This is a genomic window from Eubacterium sp. An3 (genome assembly GCF_002159465.1).
Lineage (GTDB): Bacteria > Bacillota > Clostridia > Lachnospirales > Lachnospiraceae > Anaerobutyricum > Anaerobutyricum stercoris.
Genome location: NZ_NFIR01000005.1, coordinates 130,435 through 152,902 on the forward strand (window position 1 = coordinate 130,435; position 22,468 = coordinate 152,902).

General features: G+C 47.0%; 18 protein-coding genes, 1 tRNA gene and 1 other annotated feature (1 of these 20 cut by a window edge). Of the genes, 2 read left to right on the top strand and 17 right to left on the bottom strand.

Features of this window, described 5'->3' with window-relative positions; genetic code table 11:
- Positions 1 to 61: 61 nt before the first annotated feature.
- Positions 62 to 1,447 carry an argininosuccinate lyase gene (gene argH, locus B5F87_RS07250; RefSeq protein ID WP_087278984.1) on the top strand — a complete coding sequence of 462 codons (1,386 nt, stop codon included), beginning with the start codon at positions 62 to 64 and terminating at the stop codon, positions 1,445 to 1,447.
- 127 nt (positions 1,448 to 1,574) lie between these two features.
- On the opposite strand, the gene B5F87_RS07255 is transcribed toward argH, so the two are convergent.
- The 14 genes from B5F87_RS07255 to B5F87_RS07320 form a co-directional block, all read right to left on the bottom strand.
- The gene (locus B5F87_RS07255; RefSeq protein WP_087278987.1) at positions 1,575 to 2,435 is read right to left on the bottom strand and encodes a mechanosensitive ion channel domain-containing protein; all 861 of its coding nucleotides are present in this window, start codon (positions 2,433 to 2,435) and stop codon (positions 1,575 to 1,577) included.
- A 15-nt stretch (positions 2,436 to 2,450) separates the two neighbouring features.
- Positions 2,451 to 3,536, bottom strand: a complete 1,086-nt coding sequence (gene asd, locus B5F87_RS07260; RefSeq protein WP_087278990.1) for an aspartate-semialdehyde dehydrogenase — start codon at positions 3,534 to 3,536, stop codon at positions 2,451 to 2,453.
- A gap of 49 nt (positions 3,537 to 3,585) precedes the next feature.
- Entirely contained in the window at positions 3,586 to 4,749 is a 1,164-nt protein-coding gene (locus tag B5F87_RS07265; RefSeq protein ID WP_087278993.1) for a phosphoglycerate dehydrogenase, read from the bottom strand.
- Positions 4,750 to 4,799: 50 nt separating this feature from the next.
- Positions 4,800 to 6,488, bottom strand: coding sequence for a biosynthetic-type acetolactate synthase large subunit (gene ilvB, locus B5F87_RS07270; protein WP_087278997.1), 1,689 nt, complete (start codon positions 6,486 to 6,488; stop codon positions 4,800 to 4,802).
- 19 nt (positions 6,489 to 6,507) lie between these two features.
- Positions 6,508 to 8,181 carry a dihydroxy-acid dehydratase gene (gene ilvD / locus B5F87_RS07275; protein WP_087279000.1) on the bottom strand — a complete coding sequence of 558 codons (1,674 nt, stop codon included), beginning with the start codon at positions 8,179 to 8,181 and terminating at the stop codon, positions 6,508 to 6,510.
- Between the two features lie 45 nt (positions 8,182 to 8,226).
- On the bottom strand, positions 8,227 to 9,309 hold the full coding sequence (gene leuB / locus B5F87_RS07280) for a 3-isopropylmalate dehydrogenase (RefSeq protein ID WP_087279147.1): 1,083 nt from the start codon (positions 9,307 to 9,309) through the stop codon (positions 8,227 to 8,229).
- A gap of 223 nt (positions 9,310 to 9,532) precedes the next feature.
- Entirely contained in the window at positions 9,533 to 10,174 is a 642-nt protein-coding gene (locus tag B5F87_RS07285; RefSeq protein ID WP_242964309.1) for a peptidoglycan recognition family protein, read from the bottom strand.
- A gap of 438 nt (positions 10,175 to 10,612) precedes the next feature.
- A complete protein-coding gene (gene guaB, locus B5F87_RS07290) occupies positions 10,613 to 12,070 on the bottom strand; it encodes an IMP dehydrogenase (protein ID WP_087279003.1) in 1,458 nt (485 codons plus the stop codon).
- A gap of 314 nt (positions 12,071 to 12,384) precedes the next feature.
- Positions 12,385 to 13,782 carry an NADPH-dependent glutamate synthase gene (gene gltA, locus B5F87_RS07295; RefSeq protein WP_087279006.1) on the bottom strand — a complete coding sequence of 466 codons (1,398 nt, stop codon included), beginning with the start codon at positions 13,780 to 13,782 and terminating at the stop codon, positions 12,385 to 12,387.
- A gap of 1 nt (position 13,783) precedes the next feature.
- Positions 13,784 to 14,611 (bottom strand): sulfide/dihydroorotate dehydrogenase-like FAD/NAD-binding protein, encoded by an 828-nt coding sequence (locus tag B5F87_RS07300; RefSeq protein ID WP_087279009.1) that lies wholly within the window; start codon positions 14,609 to 14,611, stop codon positions 13,784 to 13,786.
- A gap of 186 nt (positions 14,612 to 14,797) precedes the next feature.
- Complete coding sequence (locus B5F87_RS07305) at positions 14,798 to 16,459, bottom strand: glutamine--tRNA ligase/YqeY domain fusion protein (protein WP_087279012.1); 1,662 nt, start codon at positions 16,457 to 16,459, stop codon at positions 14,798 to 14,800.
- Positions 16,460 to 16,639: 180 nt separating this feature from the next.
- Positions 16,640 to 17,302, bottom strand: a complete 663-nt coding sequence (locus B5F87_RS07310; protein WP_087279015.1) for a cell wall hydrolase — start codon at positions 17,300 to 17,302, stop codon at positions 16,640 to 16,642.
- 341 nt (positions 17,303 to 17,643) lie between these two features.
- Positions 17,644 to 17,716, bottom strand: a tRNA-Thr gene (locus B5F87_RS07315).
- Positions 17,717 to 17,834: 118 nt separating this feature from the next.
- Complete coding sequence (locus B5F87_RS07320) at positions 17,835 to 18,338, bottom strand: shikimate kinase (protein ID WP_087279153.1); 504 nt, start codon at positions 18,336 to 18,338, stop codon at positions 17,835 to 17,837.
- Positions 18,339 to 18,558: 220 nt separating this feature from the next.
- Between B5F87_RS07320 and B5F87_RS07325 the strand changes: the two genes are divergently transcribed.
- Complete coding sequence (locus tag B5F87_RS07325; protein WP_087279019.1) at positions 18,559 to 19,311, top strand: hypothetical protein; 753 nt, start codon at positions 18,559 to 18,561, stop codon at positions 19,309 to 19,311.
- Between the two features lie 95 nt (positions 19,312 to 19,406).
- On the opposite strand, the gene rlmB is transcribed toward B5F87_RS07325, so the two are convergent.
- The 3 genes from rlmB to cysS are packed head-to-tail and all read right to left on the bottom strand — an operon-like array spanning position 19,407 to position 22,062.
- The gene (rlmB, locus tag B5F87_RS07330; protein ID WP_087279022.1) at positions 19,407 to 20,156 is read right to left on the bottom strand and encodes a 23S rRNA (guanosine(2251)-2'-O)-methyltransferase RlmB; all 750 of its coding nucleotides are present in this window, start codon (positions 20,154 to 20,156) and stop codon (positions 19,407 to 19,409) included.
- Positions 20,132 to 20,671, bottom strand: coding sequence for a ribonuclease III domain-containing protein (locus tag B5F87_RS07335; protein ID WP_343215734.1), 540 nt, complete (start codon positions 20,669 to 20,671; stop codon positions 20,132 to 20,134). The genes rlmB and B5F87_RS07335 overlap by 25 nt, the downstream gene beginning before the upstream one ends.
- Positions 20,656 to 22,062: a cysteine--tRNA ligase gene (cysS, locus tag B5F87_RS07340; RefSeq protein ID WP_087279025.1), complete on the bottom strand. Its 1,407-nt coding sequence runs from the start codon at positions 22,060 to 22,062 to the stop codon at positions 20,656 to 20,658. Before cysS ends, B5F87_RS07335 begins: the two co-directional genes overlap by 16 nt.
- A gap of 197 nt (positions 22,063 to 22,259) precedes the next feature.
- Positions 22,260 to 22,468: a binding site (T-box leader), on the bottom strand; it runs 26 nt beyond the window's last position.

A 22,468-nucleotide genomic window follows, 5' to 3' on the forward strand; every position in this document is an offset into this window, starting at 1 on the left:
CCGTGCCTTCTCACGGCCGCCGGACAGTTATCTTATATTCATTATGCAAAGGAGGAGCATTATGGCTCAATTATGGGGCGGACGCTTTACAAAAGAGACTGACAAGCTGGTCTATAATTTCAATGCGTCCATCAGTTTTGATAAAAAGTTTTACAGACAGGATATGGAGGGCAGTATGGCCCATGTGAAGATGCTGGCCGCAGCCGGTATTCTCACCGAGGAAGAGAGAGACGACATTCTCCGCGGTATTGAAGGAATTCTGTCCGACGTGGAGAGCGGTGCGCTCGATATTTCCGACGAATATGAAGACATCCACAGTTTCGTGGAAGCCACCCTCATCGACCGAATCGGAGACACCGGCAAGAAGCTGCATACCGGCAGAAGCCGCAACGACCAGGTGGCTCTCGACATGAAGCTCTACACGAGAGACGAGCTTCTTGCCATCCGGGACGAAGTGTTTGCTCTGACAAAGACATGTCACTCTCTCATGAAAGAACACATCCACACCGCCATGCCAGGCTTCACTCATCTGCAGAAAGCGCAGCCTCTGACTCTCGCTCATCACATCGGCGCTTACATGGAAATGTTCAAACGTGACTATGACCGTCTCTGCGATATTTATGAACGGATGAATTACTGTCCGCTGGGCGCGGGGGCTCTGGCAGGCACAACCTACCCTCTGGACCGGGAGATGACCGCAGAGCTGCTGGGATTCTACGGGCCGACCCTGAACAGCATGGATTCCGTCTCCGACCGGGATTATGTCATCGAACTTTTAAATGCACTGTCCATCATCATGATGCATCTGAGCCGTTTCTGTGAGGAGATCATCGTGTGGAACTCCAACGAATATCAGTTCATTGAGATTGACGACGCCTACAGCACCGGCAGCAGCATCATGCCGCAGAAGAAAAACCCGGACATCGCCGAACTGGTGCGCGGCAAGACCGGTCGGGTGTACGGCGCATTGATGTCCATGCTCACTACCATGAAGGGACTGCCGCTTGCCTACAACAAAGATATGCAGGAGGACAAGGAGCTGACCTTTGACGCCTACGACACCGTAAAAGGCTGTCTTGCTCTGTTCAACGGCATGTTAAAGACCATCACATTCCACCCGGAAGTAATGGAAAAAAGCGCTAAAAACGGCTTTACAAACGCCACCGACGCCGCTGATTATCTGGTAAACCACGGCGTACCTTTCCGTGACGCTCACGGCATCGTCGGCAGACTGGTGCTTTACTGCATCGACAAGGGCATCTCCTTAGACGACATGAGCCTGGAAGAATACAAGGCCATCAGCCCTGTCTTTGAGGAGGACATCTACGACGCCATCTCCTTAAAAACCTGTATTGAGAAGCGCAACACCATCGGCGCGCCGGGACCGGAAGCCATGGAGAAAGTCATCGCCATCAACGATCAGTGGATCGCTGATAAAGCGAAATAAGCACTCTTATCACTTTGCCATTTCGATAAAGATATGGTTTTAACCGCCGGTTATATTTTGCGTCTATACACAGTAAAACCCTCTGCTATCCGATATTTTCCGGATTGCAGAGGGTTTATATTTTCCGTCACTGATGTGAGATCACATTCACATCAATCTGGTTAAACGGTATGGTCACACCTGCCTCATCAAAGGCATATTTAATTTTTTCTAATACCCGCCAGCGGGATTCCCAGTAGTCTTCTGTCCGCACCCAATAACGGATGCCAATATCGATGCAGCTCTCACGGAAGTCGCTGACATATACTTTTACCGGATCCTCTTTCAATAGAACCGGCTCGCTCTCAATGACTTCCGACAAAATCTCTTTTACTTTTTTTATATCTTCGCTGTACTCAATGCCAACCAGCAAATCCACCCGTCTCTTGTCCTGATTGGTCACATTTGTGATGCTGGCGTTGGACAAATTGCCGTTTGGAATAAGGATGGCTTTATTATCCATGCTGCTGAGTTTGGTATACATAATACCGATGGACTGTACGGTCCCTTCTTTTCCGGAGCTCTCCTCTAAAATGTAATCTCCCACTTGAAATGGTTTTACTACCAGGAGAATCACTCCCCCGGCAATATTGGACAGGGAACCCTGCAGAGAAAGACCTACAGCCAGACCGGCCGAACCAATCACCGCGATTATGGAAGACGCCTGCACTCCCACCTGTTGGACTGCGATAAAAACGACAAGGATTTTCAGTCCGATTCTCATGCAGGAAAGCAGAAAAGTCTGAATCATCAGATCCATTTTTGAGCGTTCAAAGACACGTTTACAAAGTTTCACCACGTAGTTGGATAGTTTCAGGCCAATAATGAGAATCAGCAAAGCTATGACGCAGTTTCCCAAAAATTCCATGAACAGGACGCCCGTCCGTCCAAGATATTCATAAACCACTGACAATATCGATTTTCTTACAGAGTCCAGGTCTAATGCCATTCTTTTTCCCCTTTATTATTTTGCGCTGATATATCCCTGCGCTGTCAGAAGTTCAGCACAAAGAATTGCACCGCCGGCCGCGCCACGGACGGTATTGTGAGATAAACCGATAAATTTGTAATCGTAAATTTTGTCTTCTCTTAAACGGCCCATGGAGATTCCCATTCCGTTTTCAAAATTCACATCTTCTTTTACCTGCGGACGATTATCTTCCTCCATATACTGGATAAACTGTTTCGGCGCGCTCGGCAGATTCAGTTCCTGCGGCAATCCTTTATAGTTTCTCCAGCACTCGATAATCTGTTCTTTGGTCGGTTTTTTCTCGAAGTTTACGAAAACAGCGGCTGTATGACCGTCAAGGACCGGTACGCGGACACATTGAGTTGTGATAACCGGCAGTTCAGCCTTCTCAATATGATCGCCCACTACTTTTCCAAAAAGCTTCAGAGGCTCCTGCTCGGATTTTTCTTCCTCTCCGCCGATATAAGGAATTACATTTTCTACCATTTCCGGCCAGTCTTTAAATGTTTTTCCCGCTCCGGAAATTGCCTGGTATGTTGTAGCCACTACCTCTTTCGGACCAAACTCTTTTAAGGCGAAGAGCGCCGGCGCATAGCTTTGGATAGAGCAGTTAGGCTTTACGGCCACAAAACCTTTTTTTGTACCGAGACGTTTCTTCTGCGCCTCGATGACTTCGAAATGCTCCGGATTGATCTCCGGCACGACCATCGGCACATCCGGCGTCCATCTGTGCGCGCTGTTATTGGAAACAACCGGCGTCTCTGTTTTGGCATATTCATCCTCTATGGCACGGATTTCTTCTTTGGACATGTCCACTGCACTAAATACAAAGTCCACCTGGGACGCCACTTTCTCCACTTCATTGACGTTCATCACGACGATATTTTTTACGGCTTCCGGCATTGGCGTCTGCATTTTCCAGCGTCCGCCCACAGCTTCCTCATAGGTCTTGCCTGCGGAACGCGGACTCGCAGCGATTGTTGTTACCTCATACCATGGATGGTTTTCCAGCAGAGAAATAAATCTCTGTCCCACCATACCTGTTCCACCAAGAATACCGACTTTTAACTTCTGATCCATTTTTTATTATCTCCCTGTTGTATTTATTATAATCATCTGTTTCTGATTTTTATTTAATCACTCTTACCTTCAGTACACCGTCAATAGCTTTCAGCTCATTGACTGCTTCTTCCTCTATCGGAGAATCCAGGTCAAAAATTGCATAAGAATAATTGTCCTTTGTCTTATTACTCATCTCTGTAATGTTAATGCCGTCTTTAGAGAACATTCCGGTAAAACGTGTCAGCATATTCGGGATATTTCTGTGCAAAATAGCAATACGTCCCTGTGTCTGACATACTCCCATGTCAATGTTCGGGAAATTCACAGAATTGCGGATATTGCCATTTTCCAGATAATCCATCACCTGTTCCACAGCCATTACTGCACAGTTTTCCTCTGATTCCTCCGTGGACGCACCCAGGTGAGGGAACGCGATCACACCGTCAACAGCAGCAACTTTCGGTGTCGGGAAGTCTGTTACATAATGGCGAAGTCTTCCTTCCTGCAGCGCTTCTGCCACAGCATCTTCATCTACAAGACCATTTCTGGCAAAGTTCAGGATTGTTGCCGTTGGTTTCATCTTTGCAATACCTTCTCTTCCCACCATGTTCCTTGTGGTATCCATCAGAGGTACATGTACAGAGATAAAATCACAATGCTCAAAGATTTCATCTACAGAATTTACATGATGCACTGAGCGGGACAGATTCCATGCGCTCTTTAATGACAGATACGGGTCGTAACCATAGACGTCCATGCCCAGATTTCTTGCCACATTGGCTACAAGCACCCCGATGGCTCCGAGACCGATAACGCCGATTTTCTTTTTCTGGATCTCTGTGCCGGCAAAAGCTTTCTTTGCCTTTTCCATCGCTTTTGTGATATCCGGATTATTTTTATTTTCCTCTACCCAGCGATTGCCTCCGATCAGATCCCTGGAAGACAACAGCATTCCGGCTATAACCATTTCCTTTACGCCGTTGGCGTTGGCTCCCGGCGTATTAAAGACAACAATGCCTTTTTCCGCGTAATCATTGACCGGAATATTATTCACGCCGGCGCCGGCGCGGGCAACAGCCAGAAGATTCGGCACATCCTGCATATCGTGCATAGCCGCGCTTCTTACCAGCACGGCATCTGCGTCATTCAGTTCGTCTACCTCTTTATAATTCTCATCAAAAATTGATAATCCAACCTCTGAAATCGGATTTAAGCATTTGTACTGAAACATAATTGAGTCTCCTTTTTTAATAAATATATAGGTAAGGCAGATACTATCTGCTATTCCTTCGCTGCCAGGTCCTCATCGGTAAACGCCTCGTCGATGGAAGCGCCCGGGGCTACCATTGGCCATACTTTATCATCGCTGTCAATAATACAGTCAATCAGGTACGGCTCGCCACAGGATAAAGCCTCTGCAAAAGCTTTCTCAAATTCTTCTATATTTGTGGCGCGGGACGCCTTTGCTCCCATAGCCTCTGCCAGTTTTACGAAATCCACTTTGTCATTTAATGTTGTCGCAGAATAGCGCTCTCCATAGAAAAGATTCTGCCACTGGCGCACCATTCCCAGCACATGGTTATTGATGACAACCTGAATAACCGGAATATCGGAACGGGTGGCTGTTGCAATCTCATTCATATTCATACGGAAACATCCGTCTCCCGCAATGTTGACAACCACTTTATCAGGACAGCCGACCTTTGCTCCGATGGCCGCTCCCAGGCCATATCCCATGGTTCCCAGTCCTCCCGAAGTCAGGAACTGTCTCGGCTTCGAGTATTTATAGAACTGCGCCGCCCACATCTGATGCTGTCCCACTTCTGTAGTGATAACAGCTTCTCCTCCTGTCATCTCATAGATTTTCTCTATGACACCTGGTCCCGAAAGCTTTTCCTGATGGTAAGTCAGCGGATATTTTTCCTTCAATTCCTGTACATGGCAGATCCATTCCTCATGTTTCTGCTCTTTAATTCTCTTATTGAAGATTGTCAGCACCGCCTTGATATCTCCCACAATGGAAATATCCACCATGATATTTTTATTGATCTCGGCCGGATCGATATCTATCTGGATAATCCTGGCATTCTTCGCAAAGGTTTTGGCATTGCCATATACCCGGTCGCTGAAACGGCAGCCGACTGCGATCAGAACATCAGCCTCCGATACGCCGATATTGGATGCTTTTGTTCCATGCATTCCAAGCATTCCCGTATACCGCGGATCATCTCCCGGGAAAACACCTTTTCCCATCAGAGTATCACAAACCGGCGCATCCACCTTTCTCACAAATTCTCTCACCTGTTCGCTGGCATCGGAGAGCACACATCCGCCGCCCAGCAAAATGTACGGACGCTTTGCGCTACAGATAATCTCCGAGGCCTCCTTCATACTTCTTTCCCGTATGGTATCGCAGACAGGGTGGATCTTTACCGGTTTCACAGATTCAAAATAGGTTTTTGCAGCCGTCACGTCCTTGGTCACATCAATGAGGACCGGGCCTTTCCTTCCTGATTGTGCGATACGGAAAGCATCCCGGATCGTATCTGCCAGTTTTTCTATGTCCTTTACAATATAATTATGTTTTGTAATCGGCATGGTGACGCCCTTGATATCTATTTCCTGGAAAGAATCCTTTCCAAGAAGACTGACGCCCACATTCGCTGTAATAGCCACCACCGGAATCGAATCCATGTACGCGGTGGCAAGCCCGGTCACAAGATTGGTTGCGCCCGGACCGGATGTCGCCATACACACACCGACCTTTCCCGTTGCCCGGGCATAACCATCCGCCGCATGGGAAGCGCCCTGCTCGTGGGAAGTCAGAATATGGCGAATCTCACCACTGTGTTTATATAATTCATCATAAATGTTCAAAATCGCACCGCCCGGATAACCGAAGACCGTATCTACTCCCTGCTCCTTCAAACATTCGATTACGATTTCTGAGCCGTTCAGAATCTGTCTCATCTGGTTTCAACCCTTTCTATTATTTTAACTGATTCACATCCAGCACCGCGCCTCTGTTTCCGGAAGTCACAAGCGCTGCATAGCGAAGCAGGTAACCGTCTTTTATCTTCGGCTCTCTCGGCTGCCATTTTGCCTTTCTTGCCGCCATCTCCTCATCAGAGATATCCACGTTCAGACTATTGTTCGGAATATCAATCTTGATGATATCTCCCTCTTCCACAAGAGCGATCGGTCCGCCCACGGCTGCTTCCGGAGATACATGTCCGATGGAAGCGCCTCTGGATGCCCCGGAGAACCGTCCGTCTGTGATAAGTGCCACAGAATCTCCAAGTCCCATACCCGCAATGGCGGAAGTCGGATTAAGCATCTCTCTCATTCCCGGGCCGCCTTTTGGTCCCTCGTAGCGGATGACAACCACGTCGCCTGGCACGATCTTGCCGCCCTTGATAGCTGCGATGGCGTCTTCCTCACAGTCAAAGACACGAGCCGGTCCTTCATGAACCATCATCTCAGGAACCACAGCGGACTGTTTGACAATGCCCGTATCCGGAGCAAGATTACCCCGGAGAACCGCAATTCCGCCATGTTCCATATATGGATTGTCGATCGGGCGGATCACTTCCGGATTCTTGTTATAGACATGAGCGATATTCTCACCGACAGTCTTTCCGGTCACTGTGATGGCATCTTCATAGAGAAGCCCTTTCTTACTCAGCTCATTCATGACTGCATACACACCGCCCGCTGCATTTAAGTCTTCCATATACGTCGGGCCTGCAGGCGCCAGATGACAAAGATTAGGCGTCTTCTCGCTGATCTCGTTGGCAATATCCATATTCAGTTCGATACCCGCCTCATGGGCGATAGCCGGAAGATGCAGCATAGTGTTCGTAGAACAGCCCAAAGCCATATCCACTGTCAGGCAGTTCAGGAAGGCTTCCTTTGTCATGATGTCGCTTGGACGGATATTATTTCGGTACAGATCCATAACTCTCATACCGGCATGCTTTGCCAGACGGATTCTCTCGGAATAAACAGCAGGGATTGTTCCATTTCCCTGTAATCCCAGACCGATGACTTCTGTCATACAGTTCATGGAATTGGCTGTATACATACCGGAGCAGGAACCGCAGGTCGGGCAGACGTTGCTGACGTATTCCTCTACTTTTTCTTCCGTCATCTTTCCTGCCTCGTAAGCACCCACCGCCTCAAACATGGAGGACAGACTTCTCTTGCAGCCGTCCACCCGTCCGGCGAGCATCGGGCCGCCGCTCACAAAAATAGTCGGCACATTGATTCTTGCCGCTGCCATCAAAAGGCCCGGTACATTTTTATCACAGTTCGGAATCATGACCAGAGCATCAAACTGGTGCGCCTTTGCCAGACATTCTGTGGAATCAGCAATGAGCTCTCTTGTGACCAGAGAGTATTTCATACCCACATGTCCCATGGCGATACCGTCACAGACTGCGATAGCCGGAACCACGATCGGCGTTCCTCCCGCCATGGCGACGCCCATTTTCACAGCTTCTGTGATCTTATCCAGATTCATATGACCCGGTACAATCTCACTGTAAGAGCTTACAACGCCAACCAGCGGGCGATCCAGTTCTTCCTTCGTAAAACCCAGCGCATTGAATAAAGAACGATGCGGCGCCTGCTGCATCCCCTTTTTTACATTATCACTTTTCATTGTCTATTACCTCCAGTTTCCAATATATATTGCATATGCCATATTTTATATTCTCTCAGCGATCAGGTCTCCCATCTCTTTGGTTCCCACCTCTTTCATGCCCTCTGACATGATATCTACAGTACGGTAACCATCTTTCAACACCTGTTTTACTGCCCGTTCCACATCATCAGCCGCCTCGTCCATATTCAGGGAATAACGAAGGAGCATAGCTGCCGACAAGATCGTAGCGATAGGGTTTGCCAGGTTCTTTCCCGCAATATCCGGCGCAGAACCGTGGCTTGGCTCATATAATCCGAAAGAACCTTCTTTAAGACTCGCTGACGATAACATGCCGATAGATCCGGTTACCATACTTGCTTCGTCAGACAAAATATCGCCAAACATATTTTCCGTCAGGATCACATCAAACTGTTTCGGATCTCTCACCAGCTGCATGGCACAGTTATCAACCAGCATGTGTTCCAGGGTGACTTCCGGATAATCGGCCGCCACTTCATTGACCACCTTTCTCCACAATCTGGAGCTGTCCAAAACATTTGCTTTATCAACGCTGGTAACCTTCTTCTGTCTCTTCATGGCAATCTCAAAGGCACGGACAGCAATGCGGCGTATCTCGTTTTCATTATAGCAGAGGGTATCCGTCGCTTTTAATACTCCGTTCTCTTCCACAGTCTCTCTGTCCCCGAAATAAAGTCCTCCGGTCAGTTCACGCATCACCACCAGATCAAACCCGTCTCCGATGATATCCTCCCGCAGAGGGCAGGCATCCTTCAGTTCCTCATACAAATATGCCGGACGCATATTGGCAAATAACCCAAGCCCTTTCCGGATGGCAAGTAAACCTGCTTCCGGTCTCAACTCTGCCGGGAGCTTGTACCATGGCGAAGTGTTGGTATCTCCTCCAATGGAACCCATCAGCACTGCGTCACAATTTTTTGCTGTCTCAAGGGCCTCATCCGTCAGGGGCTTTCCATGTACATCAATGGATGCTCCCCCCAGGAGAATCTCCGTATATTCCAATTCTTTTGCATATTTATCTGCAACCTTATTCATTACCTTGAGTGCCTCGGCAACAATCTCCGGGCCAATGCCGTCGCCCCGAATGACACCAATCTTATAGCTCATCTGCTTCATCCCTTTCCCTTTTTACGTTTTTCTGCCGGCAGCTTTTGTTATCTTTTTCTCTCACATCCGCTATGAAAAATATCCCGGCTGATGCGCTGCGTTCATATTTATGTAAAAGTGCCGATACACAGATACTCACAATTATTAATCATATCTCATTTTCCCGCCATAATCAATCATTTTTGCAGGTTTTTCATGTCACTTCATTCATTTTATGCGGATTTTACCCGTTTTTTTCTAATTTTTTCTGAATATCTGAAAGAAATTCCGTCCAGGCATCCTCGTGACGGACAAAATACAATGGACAGAGCTTACCGGTCACATCATAATGCCGGATTACATCCGATGACGGAATTCCGTAAGAAGCACACAGCCAGGCAGTGAGTTTCACCAGCGACTTATAAGTTTTTTTTGTAAACTTTCCATTTTCTTTTCTGTGACAGCATTCAATAGAAATCGTATTCGAATTACGTTCATTGGATGCATAAGAAATCTCATCCAGAGGGATACACTGTATGATCTCTCCGTCCAGCCCAATGATAAAATGACTGCTTGCTTTTGTCAGATGCGTATCCTTCAGATTCTCAAAATAATTCCTGTTTTCCTCTGCAGTAGAACCGGCATTAGCCACATAATGTACTACAATTCCGTTTACCGCGTCGAGTGGAGTACCGCTGCGGCTGTAAGGGTTCTCCACAATAAAATCCTGAATGATCTCCGGTCTCCCGCACGGCCCGCTTTCCGCCGGCAGAATCTGATAGTCCTCGCTGGTGGAAAGCTTTTGCTGTACCACATTGGGTTCTTTCCGGGCAGTGGGATTCCATCGAACGACATGTCCAAAAACCACCACTGCCAGTGACAACAAACATATTGTTCCAAAAATCTCAAAATTTTTCCGGGAAAAAATACCTCTCCCCATTTTTCTATTTGAACCTTTTTTATAAAACGTTCTCTTTTTTCTCTTCTTCTTATAAAACAAAACCTTCTTATATAGAAGCTTCTGATATGCCTGAATTTTTCTCTTTCTGCCACTCTTCCTTTTTGGAAATTTAATCTGAGACAAAACAAACGGTCCTTTCCTGCAAATTTCCTCTCCCTGGGACTATCTCCTCTTTATGCGCAGCATATTGTTTATTATTCATTATTATCCTGCATAATAAAAAGAAAACAGGCTGTGCAGATTGGTTCCTGTCGTCTTCTTCCATCTGCAGCAGCCTGTTCCCCTCTATCCGGAATACCCTGCCAAGCGGCTCTGTATTCCATATATGTTGCCGTCAGTCATTTCACGACGGTTTTTCACCGATTATTCCACACTGTAGTTCGGCGCTTCTTTTGTGATATGAATGTCATGCGGATGGCTCTCTCTAAGGGCAGCGGCGGACATCTTTACGAATCTTCCTTTTTCTTTCAATTCCTCAATAGTTTTTGCTCCACAGTAGCCCATACCGGAACGCAGGCCGCCGATCAGCTGGAAAAGTGTATCTTCCACTGAACCTTTGTAAGCCACACGGCCTTCCACGCCTTCCGGAACCAGTTTCTTCGCATTCTCCTGGAAATAACGGTCTTTGCTTCCGTTCTCCATAGCTGCCAGTGAACCCATACCGCGGTATACTTTGTACTTTCTTCCCTGATATAACTCAAAGCTTCCCGGGCTCTCATCACAGCCAGCCAGAAGTCCGCCGAGCATTACTACGTTGGCTCCTGCCGCGATAGCTTTTGTGATGTCACCGGAGAACTTAATGCCTCCATCGGCAATGATCGGGATATTGTACTGTTTTGCCACGTCATAACAATCCATAATCGCTGTGATCTGCGGTACACCGATACCCGCAACCACACGGGTCGTACAGATAGATCCAGGTCCGATACCAACCTTCACCGCATCCACACCACAGTCGATCAGCGCCTTTGTAGCCTCGCCTGTGGCAACGTTACCGGCGATGACCTGAAGGTCCGGATATTTCTCTTTGACAAGGGCAAATGTCTTCAGCACATTTGCAGAATGTCCATGAGCGGTATCAATGACGATCACGTCCACCTGTGCGTTCACCAGCTCATCCACACGATCCAGGATATCCGGTGTGCATCCTACAGCAGCACCGCAGAGAAGACGTCCGTTCTCATCTTTTGCGGAAAGAGGATAACGAATCTGTTTCTCGATATCCTTAATAGTGATCAGGCCCTTTAAATTAAAATTCTCATCAACGATAGGAAGTTTTTCTTTTCTTGCCTTGCCGAGGATCTGTTTTGCCTCTTCCAGGGTGATACCCTCTCTGGCAGTGACAAGCCCGTCTGCCTCTGATGTCATGGACTCTTTAATCTTTTTGTCAAAGTTCGTCTCAAACTTCAGATCACGGTTTGTGATGATTCCCACCAGTCTGCCGTTCTCTGTGATAGGAACGCCGGAAATGTGGAACTTGGACATCAGCTCTTCCGCCTGGCGGAGAGTATGGTCCGGAGAAAGATAAAACGGATCAGTGATAACACCGTACTCGGAACGCTTTACTTTATCCACTTCATCGGTCTGCTGCTCAATACTCATGTTCTTATGGATGATGCCGATGCCTCCCTGACGGGCCATGGCAATCGCCATCCGGTGCTCGGTTACCGTATCCATGCTGGCACTCATTAACGGAACATTCAGCTGGATCTTGTTGGTAAGCTTGGTATGAAGCTCTACCTCATTCGGAATGACCTCAGAGTATCCCGGCACTAATAATACGTCATCAAATGTGATTCCCTCTCCGATAATTTTTCCCATATCTAACTTCCTTCCTGTCAATGTTGATTCATTAGTTTCTCTCAGGCCGCCCTTCTTTCTCTATCAGAAAAAGCATGACTGCCTTGTGATATTAGTAAGTTATGTTATCACAGAAATTCAGATTTTGTCAACAAGTCAATCGTACGTTTTTTTATCTGAAATCTCAGAAATTATTAGTGAAATTCACAGTATATTAGAAATTCCAAAGGAATTTCCTGCGGGAATAAAAAAGGATGTCGTCCGCACCGCAGATACGGAAAACATCCTTTCATAATTCGATTATATTTCAGAGACAGCTTCCTGCCGGTCTCTATTTATTTGGCGGACAGCTTCTCATCAATAGCTGCTGCCGCGCGTTTGCCCGCACCCATGGCAAGGATAACGGTGGCTGCTCCTGTCACAGTGTCTCCGCCGGCATAGACATTCTCTTTGGAGGATTCCATGGTCTCCTCGTTGACGATGATGCCGCCCCATTTCTGGCAGTCAAGACCTGGTGTTGTCTGACGGATCAGAGGGTTCGGACTCTGGCCGATGGCGATGATGACGGTCTCCACGTCCATGACGTAGTTGGAGCCTTCGATCGGTTCCGGACGTCTTCTTCCGGATGCGTCCGGCTCGCCCAGCTGCTGTTTTACTACTTCCATGCCTTTTACCCAGCCGTTTTCATCGCCGAGAATAGCTGCCGGATTATTCAGGAAACGGAAGATGATTCCCTCTTCTTTGGCGTGATGAAGCTCTTCGAGACGGGCAGGCGCCTCCTCTTCGCTTCTTCTGTATACAATATATACTTCTTCTGCTCCAAGACGTTTGGCTGTTCTGGCAGCGTCCATGGCAACATTGCCGGCGCCCACAACTGCTACTCTTCTGCCAACCTTCACAGGAGTCGGAGCTTCAGGGAACTTGTATCCTTTCATCAGATTGACACGGGTCAGGAACTCGTTGGCGGAGTATACGCCAAGAAGGTTCTCACCCGGAATATTCAGGAAACGAGGAAGTCCCGCGCCGCTTCCGACGAACACTGCCTCATAACCGTCTTCCATCAGCTCGTCGATGGTGATGGAACGGCCAACGATCACGTTGGTGTCGATCTTAACACCCAGATCTTCCACACTCTTGATCTCTTTAGCTACCAGATCCTTTGGCAGACGGAACTCAGGAATGCCGTAGCTCAACACGCCGCCGGCCTTATGTAAAGCTTCAAAAATAGTTACGTCGTAGCCTTTCTTGATCAGCTCGCCCGCACAAGTGAGACCGGCAGGGCCGGAACCTACGACAGCTACTTTATGACCGTTTTTCTCAATGTCCGCTTCCACCGGTTTTGCGTGAGCCATATGATAGTCAGCTACAAAACGTTCCATACGTCCGATACCCACCGGCTCGCCTTTGATACCGCGGACACACTTTCCTTCACACTGGTTCTCCTGTGGACATACTCGTCCGCAGATAGCCGGCAGAGCATTCTCACTGGTAATGACCTCATAAGCGCCCTCGAAATCGCCGGCTGCCACCTTCTCAATGAATTCCGGAATCGGCACGTTGACCGGGCATCCGCCCACGCACGGTTTATTCTTACAGTTTAAGCAGCGGGTCGCCTCTTCCATGGCCATCTCTGCCGTATAGCCAAGAGCCACCTCGCTGAAGTTTTTATTTCTTACATTCGGGTCCTGTTCCGGCATCGGAACCTTAGTCAGACTCATATTCTTTTTTGCCATTTTATTTTGCTCCCCTTCCAATTTTGCACTGATGTTCTTCCTCTTTGAAGATGCCCTGTCTCTTCATGCACTCATCAAAGTCAACCTTGAATCCGTCAAAGTCAGGACCATCCACACAGGCAAACTTCGTCTCTCCGCCAACCGTAACACGGCATCCGCCGCACATTCCTGTACCGTCGATCATGATCGGGTTCAGGGAAACCATGGTATGAAGATTCAATGGACGGGTTACATTTACAACATTCTTCATCATGATCAGCGGACCGATGGCGATACACTCATCATATACCTCTCCTTTGTCGAGAAGGTCCTGAAGAACCGTCGTAACAAATCCTTTGGTGCCAAGACTTCCATCGTCTGTGGCAATGTATACATTCTCGCAGAACTCTCTGAACTGGTCGGCAAGCAGAACGTACTCGGCGCTCTTTCCGCCGATGATCACGTCAACCTTTGTACCCATAGCCGCCAGCTTGCGAAGCTGCGGATAAAGCGGCGCTGCACCGACACCGCCGGCCACGCCGATCACCTTGTTCTCCTTCTTTTCGAGAACAGCAGGAACCCCAAGCGGTCCCACGAAATCCTGCACGTAATCGCCTTCCTGCTTCTTGCTCAAAAGCTCTGTGCTGTAGCCGACTACCTGATAAATAATCGTAACCGTCTCTTTTTCACGGTCATAGTCGGCAATGGTGAGAGGCACCCTCTCTCCATCCTCATCCACACGAATAATGATGAACTGTCCCGGTTCGCATTTTCTTGCGACGAAAGGAGCATGAATCTCCATCAGTTCCACCGCATTATTCAATGTCTGTTTTTTTACAATTTTGTACATGCGTCTTTCCACCTCACTTAAAATATCACACACAATGATGAGAAAAATCATCATTGTGTGCGCTGTCAATATTATCCCATGAATAAGCAAAAAAAACAAGTATATTCAACAAAAAAGCTGAGAAAATCACCAAAAAACATGAGATATTCTCTATTATTTTTTACTAAATCGATAGAAACGGCATACTTATTTCTTTGGTTTGTAGGAGCTCTTCAGTGATACAATCCGGTTAAATACCAGATGATCCTCACTGCTGTCCCTGGAATCACAGCAGAAATAGCCGTTACGCACAAACTGATAGCTGTCGTAGGCCTTGCTGTCTTTCAGCGCTGCCTCCAGCTTACAGTGAGGCAGTACCGTCAGAGAATTCGGATTGAGATTCAGACTTCCGTCCTCATTATAGACACCCTTCTCCTCATCAACGATGTTCTCGTAGAGACGAACTTCCGCGTCCACACACTCGGATGCGCATACCCAGTGAATGGTTCCTTTTACCTTGCGGCCTGTAAATCCGCTGCCGCTCTTTGTCTCCGGATCATAGGTACAGTAAACTTCCGTTACCTTTCCTTCCGCATCGGTCTTGTAATCGGTACAGGTGACAAAATATGCATTCATGAGACGTACCTCATTGCCCGGATAGAGACGGAAATATTTCTTCGGAGGATCAATCATGAAATCCTCTCTCTCTATATACAGTTCTCTGCCGAAAGCTACCTTCCGGATGCCCAGTTCCTCATTTTCTTTATTATTCTCCACATCCAGATACTCAATCTGGTCTTCCGGATAATTAGTAATGATCACCTTCACCGGATCGAGCACAGCCATCATACGGGACTTCTTAAGCTTTAAGTCGTCACGGATACAGAACTCCAGCATGGCGTAATCCACAGAACTCTGCGCTTTGGAAATGCCGGCCAGCTCGATGAAGTTCCGGATGGATTCCGGCGTGAATCCCCTTCTCCGGAGCGCCGCGATAGATACAAGCCGCGGATCATCCCAGCCGTCCACAATGCCGTCCTCCACCAGCTTCTTGATATAACGCTTTCCGGTGATCACGTTGGTCAGATACATTTTCGCAAACTCAATCTGTCTCGGCGGCTGCTCAAATCCCACCTCCTGTACGACCCAGTCGTAAAGCGGACGATGATCCTCGAACTCCAGGGTACAGATGGAGTGGGTCACACCCTCGATGGCGTCCTCGATCGGATGGGCAAAATCGTACATCGGATAAATGCACCACTTATCTCCGGTGTTGTGATGGTGCATGTGGGCAACGCGGTAAATGACAGGGTCGCGCATGTTCATGTTGCCGCTGGCCATGTCGATCTTGGCGCGGAGCACTTTCTCGCCATCCTTGAACTCTCCGTTTTTCATCCTCTCAAACAGATCAAGATTCTCTTCCACGGAACGGTTCCGGTACGGACTCTCCTTGCCAGGCTCTTTTAATGTTCCTCTATATTCACGGATCTCCTCCGCCGACAAATCACACACATAGGCTTTTCCTTTTTTGATAAGGGTTACCGCCGCATCGTACATCTGATCAAAATAATCCGAAGCAAAATACAGGCGATCCTCAAAATCCGCGCCAAGCCACTGCACGTCCTCCTTGATTGATTCCACAAATTCCACTTTTTCTTTCGTTGGATTCGTATCATCAAATCTTAAATTAAACTTTCCGTGATATTCCTGCGCCAGCCCGTAATTTAACAGAATCGCCTTTGCATGGCCGATATGAAGATATCCGTTAGGCTCCGGAGGGAAACGAGTCATCACATGATCGTATATGCCCTCTTCCAAATCCTTATCAATTGCCAGTTCAATAAAATTTTTCGATACATTTCCTTCCATTGTCATCCTCCTGGTAAACGAATGTGCAGGCTCCCGGCCTGCTAACTGCGTTCTATCATATCATAATTACAAAATCGGCACAAGAAAAAATCAGCCGCATCTATATAAAGTAAAAAAATGACGGCATACTCATACGCTCGCCGTCATTTTTTTCATGTCATTTTTCTATTTTTATTCATCCTACTGCATCTCATATCTGTCTTCTGTCAGATAAAAATAAGTGTTGTCGCCAATCTGCCCGTATGTCTCGTAACCACTCAGACTATCATAATCAGAAGATCGAAAATACAAGATATAAGAAGGAATATTTCTCTTTCCTTTATATAAAGCATCATCCACAGCAGCAATACACTCCTCGGACGGCTCCCGGTCCAGATAAGGATAAGTTCCCGTTTCCTTATCATAATAAGCAGTAAACTGAGAATCTTCTGTCACCACATCCATCAGATCATCAGAATATTTATCAGAACGGGTTCTGTTCATCATACAACTTATCACTGCCAGGGAACCTTCATAACCGGTGTCACACTCCATAGAAACCACTTTATAAAGTATATTTTTCTCTTCTTCCGTCAGTGTCTTTGTATACATTTTAAGATTCTCCATGGTCTCGCTGCCGCTGGTCCTTCCCGCGCTTCCTTTGTTTTCCGTATCCTTCTTCACAACCCCTTTTACCGTCTCCGTTCCCATCAGGGAAAACGCGATATTTTTTTTCGTTCCTTCCTCCATAGAAAACGGGAATAACGTCTGCGCGTTCAATGACTGGAAACATACCAGACAGCCGATGGCAGCAATGATCGCATATGTTCTCATTTGATATCTGTGTTTCTTCTTCAAATTCATGCACCTCTCCCTTTTATTTTATAACTGATTAATAAAACTGGTTTGGGGTTAATAAAGTATATGCATTTTTGTAATAGTTTATTAATAACTATTTGCATTTTTTTGTAAAAAAGGTTCACAAAAAAATTTACTGGCGGATATTCAAAAGTATTTCCCATCCATCCAGATTTATACACAGATTCAAATTTTTATTATTTTCAAAGCAGAAATGGTTTCCGAAAAATAGATTCGTGAGAACATATAAACTGATAAAAAAAGATTCGTACAAATAAATGTACTGATAAGACCAGACTGAAAAAAGAAAAAACCGGAATACTGAAAAGTATTCCGGTTCTTAGAAGAGCTGCCTAGCGGATTTGAACCGCCGACCTCCGCCTTACCAAGGCGACGCTCTACCAACTGAGCCAAGGCAGCACTGAGAATCATCTCAACAAAAAGGATTCTACCATGACTTGACATTCTTGTCAACAACATTTTTTTAAAAAATTCAAAAATTCAAAAAATTAATACAATTTATTTTTCGGATACTTTCTCACCGCTTCTCTTTCAGCGCTTCCAGTACCAGAGCCAGAGTTCCCTCAATATCTCTTCCATCCTCTACAACGACAATATCCGCATATTTTTCATAGAGGACGCTTCTCTCTTCGTAAATATCCCTGAGGGTTTGTCCATCTTTCAGTACAACGCCGCGGCCCTTCAGATCTCCCAGACGTTTGGCAAGAGCGTCATAAGAACATTTTAAATATACAACGATTCCCGTATTTTTGAAATTATCCATGGCTTCTCTTCCATACACCGCGCTTCCTCCGGTGGCAATGACGGAACGTTCTGCCCGAATAGATGCATTCACCCGATTCTCTACAGCAAGGAATCCTTCCACGCCTTTTTCAGCAATGATATCTTTGAGCAGCTTCTGTTCCTGCTGCTGAATCAGCAAATCCGAATCCACAAACTGATATCCCAGTTCCTTGGCAAGAATAACGCCGATCGTACTCTTTCCCACTCCCGGCATTCCTGTTAATATAATATTTCTCATATCTGCTCCTTCTTCAATAATTATTCCGCGCAGCGCATCAAAACCAAACAACCGTCTCTGATTGTGCGCAAACGCAATTATTATATCATGACATTTCATCAAGAACAAGAAAAGCAGTGCCTGTAAATGCATATTTTTTCCCCTAAAAGACCATATAAAGTGGTTGTTTTCAATCAGAAAATAGGATATGATATAAAATAGTGAGAAAGGAAAAAGTACTATGTTTGAAATGTTTTTAACAATAATGGCTGCGCTTATTGCCGCCATTTATGGGATATCTCAATCTGTTTTTATGAACGGCCCGCACAGAAATTATTATCGTCTTGGTCTGCTTGCCGTCATCATAATCATCTATGTTCTTTATAAGATTCATCATACGGCCAGACGCCGGCATCTGGAACGTCTGCATGTGGAGCCGGAAGGGTATGTATATTATGAAAAATATACTTCTCTGCTCTACCGCGCCGGTTACCTGATCAGTTATTTCATCCAGAACATACTTTTTGATTACATATATATGTGGCGTAATTTTAATTTCTGCAAAGGTCTGGACGTATATGACGGAGGAGTCGGCGATTATTATATCAAGTTCCGTCACACCTGGTATCGTTATCTTAAGCTGACAAGATACCGTCACAAGGTCTCCCTGAAGAAACTGCAGGGTTATGCCGCCGATGTAAAGAACCGCATGATCGAAGAGGCGCTGCCTACTGAGGAAGAAAAAGAAATGTACCAGGCTTTTTCCGAGGCAGCCAAAAAATATTTCGATGAACACCATACTTTGAACAAAAAAGTGCTCAAGAGCTTTCCATCGTACAACAGCATCGACTGGTATTACCGGAAGAATATACTGAGAAACTATAAAGCCATCATCTGTGTCAGAAAGTATCAGCCGATGATTATGGAAATGGTAAGACAAAAAGATGCATGGTCCCAGAAAGATATCAATGAATTTCGCAAAAAGGAATTTTAATGAGATGATTTAACAGGGGCGGCATGTTCATTTAAAGAAGGATGAACATGCCGCCCCGTATTTTTTACCTAAAATTTGCAAGTACCGCCGCCTTATCACTTAGACGCTTCCAGCCGCTGCCTTACAATCTCAAATGCCAGCACCCCTGCAGCTACGGAGGCATTGAGAGAATCAATATCCCCTTTCATAGGAATTGACGCAATATAGTCACATTTTTCCCGGACGAGGCGGCTCACGCCATTTCCCTCGTTGCCAATAACAAGTCCTATAGGACCAGTCAGATTCTGGCGATACATCAGTTCGCCGTCCATATCGCCACAGACAAACCACATACCCCGTTCCTTCAGCTCATCGATGGTCCGCGCCATATTAGTCACCCGGACCACCGGCGTATAATTGACCGCTCCGGCAGAAACTTTCGCTACTGTTCCGGTCAATCCCACAGCCCGTCTTTTCGGGATGATCACACCGTGAGCTCCCGCAAGATTTGCCGTCCGGATAATGGCTCCCAGGTTGTGGGGATCCTCAATCTCGTCACAGAGGATAAAAAACGGATCCTCGTCCTTCGCCTGCGCCGCCGCAAACAAATCTTCCATTTCTGCGTAATCGCAGGCCGCCGTAATGGCAACCACACCCTGATGCTTTCCATGCTCGGAAAGGGAATCCAGCTTCTCCTTGGAAACGTATTTCACCAGAGTGGACTGCTTTCTGCTCTCCCTGAGTATGGACTTCACCGGGCCGTCCTGACAGCCGTCCAGGACAAACAATTTATCCACGGTCTTTCCGGCGCGAAACGCCTCCAGCACCGCATTTCTTCCTATTATAGTGTTCTCTTCGTAAGACATGTTTCCTCCTCTATATGCGCCGCCGGCTCTTCGGAAAGCCCGATGGCCACAAGTTCCATGATTCTCTCCATCTGTCCCGTCAGATACAGATAACCAATGAGAGTCTCAAATCCCGTGGCAATTCTGTAATCGTGAAGACTCTGATTCTTGGCGCAGCTGGCCGGCTTGGCATTTTTGCCGCGCCGGAACATCACCTTTTCCTCATCATTCAAATACGGTTTGATGCGCTCCATCATCTGCGTCTGCGCCCCTGCGTTGACATATTCAATAACCTGTCTGTGATATTTGTTGGGTTTTGTATTGCCCCTTGTGGTAATCATCGTACGGATAATCAGGTCATAGACCGAATCCCCGATATACGCAAAGGAAAGCGCAGAATAGGTCCGCACCTTCTGCGCATCCAGCGGAAAGGAATCTGCAATCATCCGCAGGCTGTCTTCCATCCCCGCCGTAGTTTCCTTTTTCAGACTTTTTTCTTTTTCAAAGTTTTCTTCCATTCTCAGGCTCTCTTCCATTTCACACCAGCTCTTGTATCTTCCAGGATAATGCCTTTGTCCGCCAGCATATCACGGATTTCATCAGCTCTTGCAAAGTTCTTCGCCTTTCTGGCCGCCTGCCGTTCTTCAATGAGCGCTTCAATATCCGCATCGAGCATTTCTTCTTTCTTATCTGTGATGATTCCGAGGATATCGCAGAGTTTTACGATGGTGTCAAGAAGATACTGCACGTACTCCGCAGAACCGTCGGCCGCAGTCACATTTGCCAGCTTCACCAGTTCAAAGATCGCCGCAATGGCGTCCGCCGTGTTAAAGTCATCTTCCATGGACGCCTCAAACTTAGCTACCAAAGCCTTTGCCTCTTCCATATTCTTCTGATCTGCCTCTGTGAGAACTCCATTTGCTCCGCCAGACTGTTTGGCAGCCAGCACATCTCTCAGGTTATCCACAGCGGTGAGAATACGCTCCAGTCCGTGTTTTGCCGCTTCTACCAGAGTATCGCTGAAGTTCAGCGGACTTCTGTAGTGAGCGCTCAGCATGAAGAAACGGATCACCTGCAGCGGATATTTCTCGCCAATCTCCCGGACTGTGAAGAAATTACCGGCAGATTTGGACATTTTCTTATTATCGATATTTAAAAATCCGTTGTGCATCCAGTAGTTGGCAAACTTCTCGCCGTTGCATGCCTCGCTCTGGGCGATCTCATTCTCATGATGCGGGAAGATCAGATCCTCTCCGCCGGCGTGAATATCAATGGTATCTCCGATATATTTTCTGGACATCACAGAACACTCGATATGCCAGCCAGGACGGCCCTCGCCCCACGGGGACGGCCAGGACGGCTCACCCTCTTTTTTCGGCTTCCAGAGCACAAAATCCATGGCATCGTCTTTCTCATCGCTGACAGCGATACGGATACCCGCCATCATATCGTCAAGATTCTTGTTGGAAAGCTGTCCGTAATGGTCAAACTTTCTTGTCCGGAAATATACCGTGCCGTTTTTCTCATAGGCAAAGCCTTTGTCAATGAGCTCCTGGATCATCTCGATCATGCCGCTGATCTCCTCGGTAGCTTTCGGATGATGAGTTGCCTCTTTGACATTCAATGCCTGCATATCCTTTTCACATTCTCTGATGAACTTTTCTGATACTTCAGACGCATCCACGCCTTCCTCCATGGCCTTCTTGATAATCTTGTCGTCCACGTCGGTAAAGTTAGACACATAGTTCACGTCATAACCCTTATATTCAAAATATCTTCTCACAGTGTCAAAAACAACCATCGGACGGGCATTTCCGATATGAATATAGTTATATACAGTCGGTCCGCAGACATAGATGCCGACCTTCCCCTCGTGCACCGGCACGAATTCTTCTTTTTTGTTTGTAAGTGTGTTATATATTTTCATGATATCCTCCTGTCTGTTATGATACGGAAATTCGTATGAAAAAACAAAGAGTTCTGCTCGGCAGAACTCTCGCGCCGAGCGCGGTCGCTTTAGCGACAAAGTTCGTTTGCGCGCGAGTGCGCATCCCGCCCGGAGAGCTTTTATATTATAGGAATTCCAGCGGAATTTCCTATAATATAAAAAAACTTCGTCCCTGCAAAAGAGACGAAGTAATCCGCGGTTCCACTCTTATTGACGCCCAAAACAGGGCATCCCCTTACTGCCGTTAACGCCTGGTACGTGCAGCGCTCACTGTCCATGCCCGCCGGACCTTCGCACTGCCAGCTCCCGAATGCACTTTCCCGCTTCCGATGGAATAAGGATGCTTTCAGCCTCCGGCATCCCCTCTCTGTATCCCTGCAAAACG

What these genes read in the sequence shown, in the direction of transcription:
- argH (WP_087278984.1), top strand. Translation starts at nt 62, where the DNA reads ATGGCTCAATTATGGGGCGGACGCTTTACAAAAGAGACTGACAAGCTG.
- B5F87_RS07255 (WP_087278987.1), bottom strand. Translation starts at nt 2,435, where the DNA reads ATGGCATTAGACCTGGACTCTGTAAGAAAATCGATATTGTCAGTGGTT.
- asd (WP_087278990.1), bottom strand. Translation starts at nt 3,536, where the DNA reads ATGGATCAGAAGTTAAAAGTCGGTATTCTTGGTGGAACAGGTATGGTG.
- B5F87_RS07265 (WP_087278993.1), bottom strand. Translation starts at nt 4,749, where the DNA reads ATGTTTCAGTACAAATGCTTAAATCCGATTTCAGAGGTTGGATTATCA.
- ilvB (WP_087278997.1), bottom strand. Translation starts at nt 6,488, where the DNA reads ATGAGACAGATTCTGAACGGCTCAGAAATCGTAATCGAATGTTTGAAG.
- ilvD (WP_087279000.1), bottom strand. Translation starts at nt 8,181, where the DNA reads ATGAAAAGTGATAATGTAAAAAAGGGGATGCAGCAGGCGCCGCATCGT.
- leuB (WP_087279147.1), bottom strand. Translation starts at nt 9,309, where the DNA reads ATGAGCTATAAGATTGGTGTCATTCGGGGCGACGGCATTGGCCCGGAG.
- guaB (WP_087279003.1), bottom strand. Translation starts at nt 12,070, where the DNA reads ATGGGAAAAATTATCGGAGAGGGAATCACATTTGATGACGTATTATTA.
- gltA (WP_087279006.1), bottom strand. Translation starts at nt 13,782, where the DNA reads ATGGCAAAAAAGAATATGAGTCTGACTAAGGTTCCGATGCCGGAACAG.
- B5F87_RS07300 (WP_087279009.1), bottom strand. Translation starts at nt 14,611, where the DNA reads ATGTACAAAATTGTAAAAAAACAGACATTGAATAATGCGGTGGAACTG.
- B5F87_RS07305 (WP_087279012.1), bottom strand. Translation starts at nt 16,459, where the DNA reads ATGGAAGGAAATGTATCGAAAAATTTTATTGAACTGGCAATTGATAAG.
- B5F87_RS07310 (WP_087279015.1), bottom strand. Translation starts at nt 17,302, where the DNA reads ATGAATTTGAAGAAGAAACACAGATATCAAATGAGAACATATGCGATC.
- B5F87_RS07320 (WP_087279153.1), bottom strand. Translation starts at nt 18,338, where the DNA reads ATGAGAAATATTATATTAACAGGAATGCCGGGAGTGGGAAAGAGTACG.
- B5F87_RS07325 (WP_087279019.1), top strand. Translation starts at nt 18,559, where the DNA reads ATGTTTGAAATGTTTTTAACAATAATGGCTGCGCTTATTGCCGCCATT.
- rlmB (WP_087279022.1), bottom strand. Translation starts at nt 20,156, where the DNA reads ATGTCTTACGAAGAGAACACTATAATAGGAAGAAATGCGGTGCTGGAG.
- B5F87_RS07335 (WP_343215734.1), bottom strand. Translation starts at nt 20,671, where the DNA reads ATGGAAGAGAGCCTGAGAATGGAAGAAAACTTTGAAAAAGAAAAAAGT.
- cysS (WP_087279025.1), bottom strand. Translation starts at nt 22,062, where the DNA reads ATGAAAATATATAACACACTTACAAACAAAAAAGAAGAATTCGTGCCG.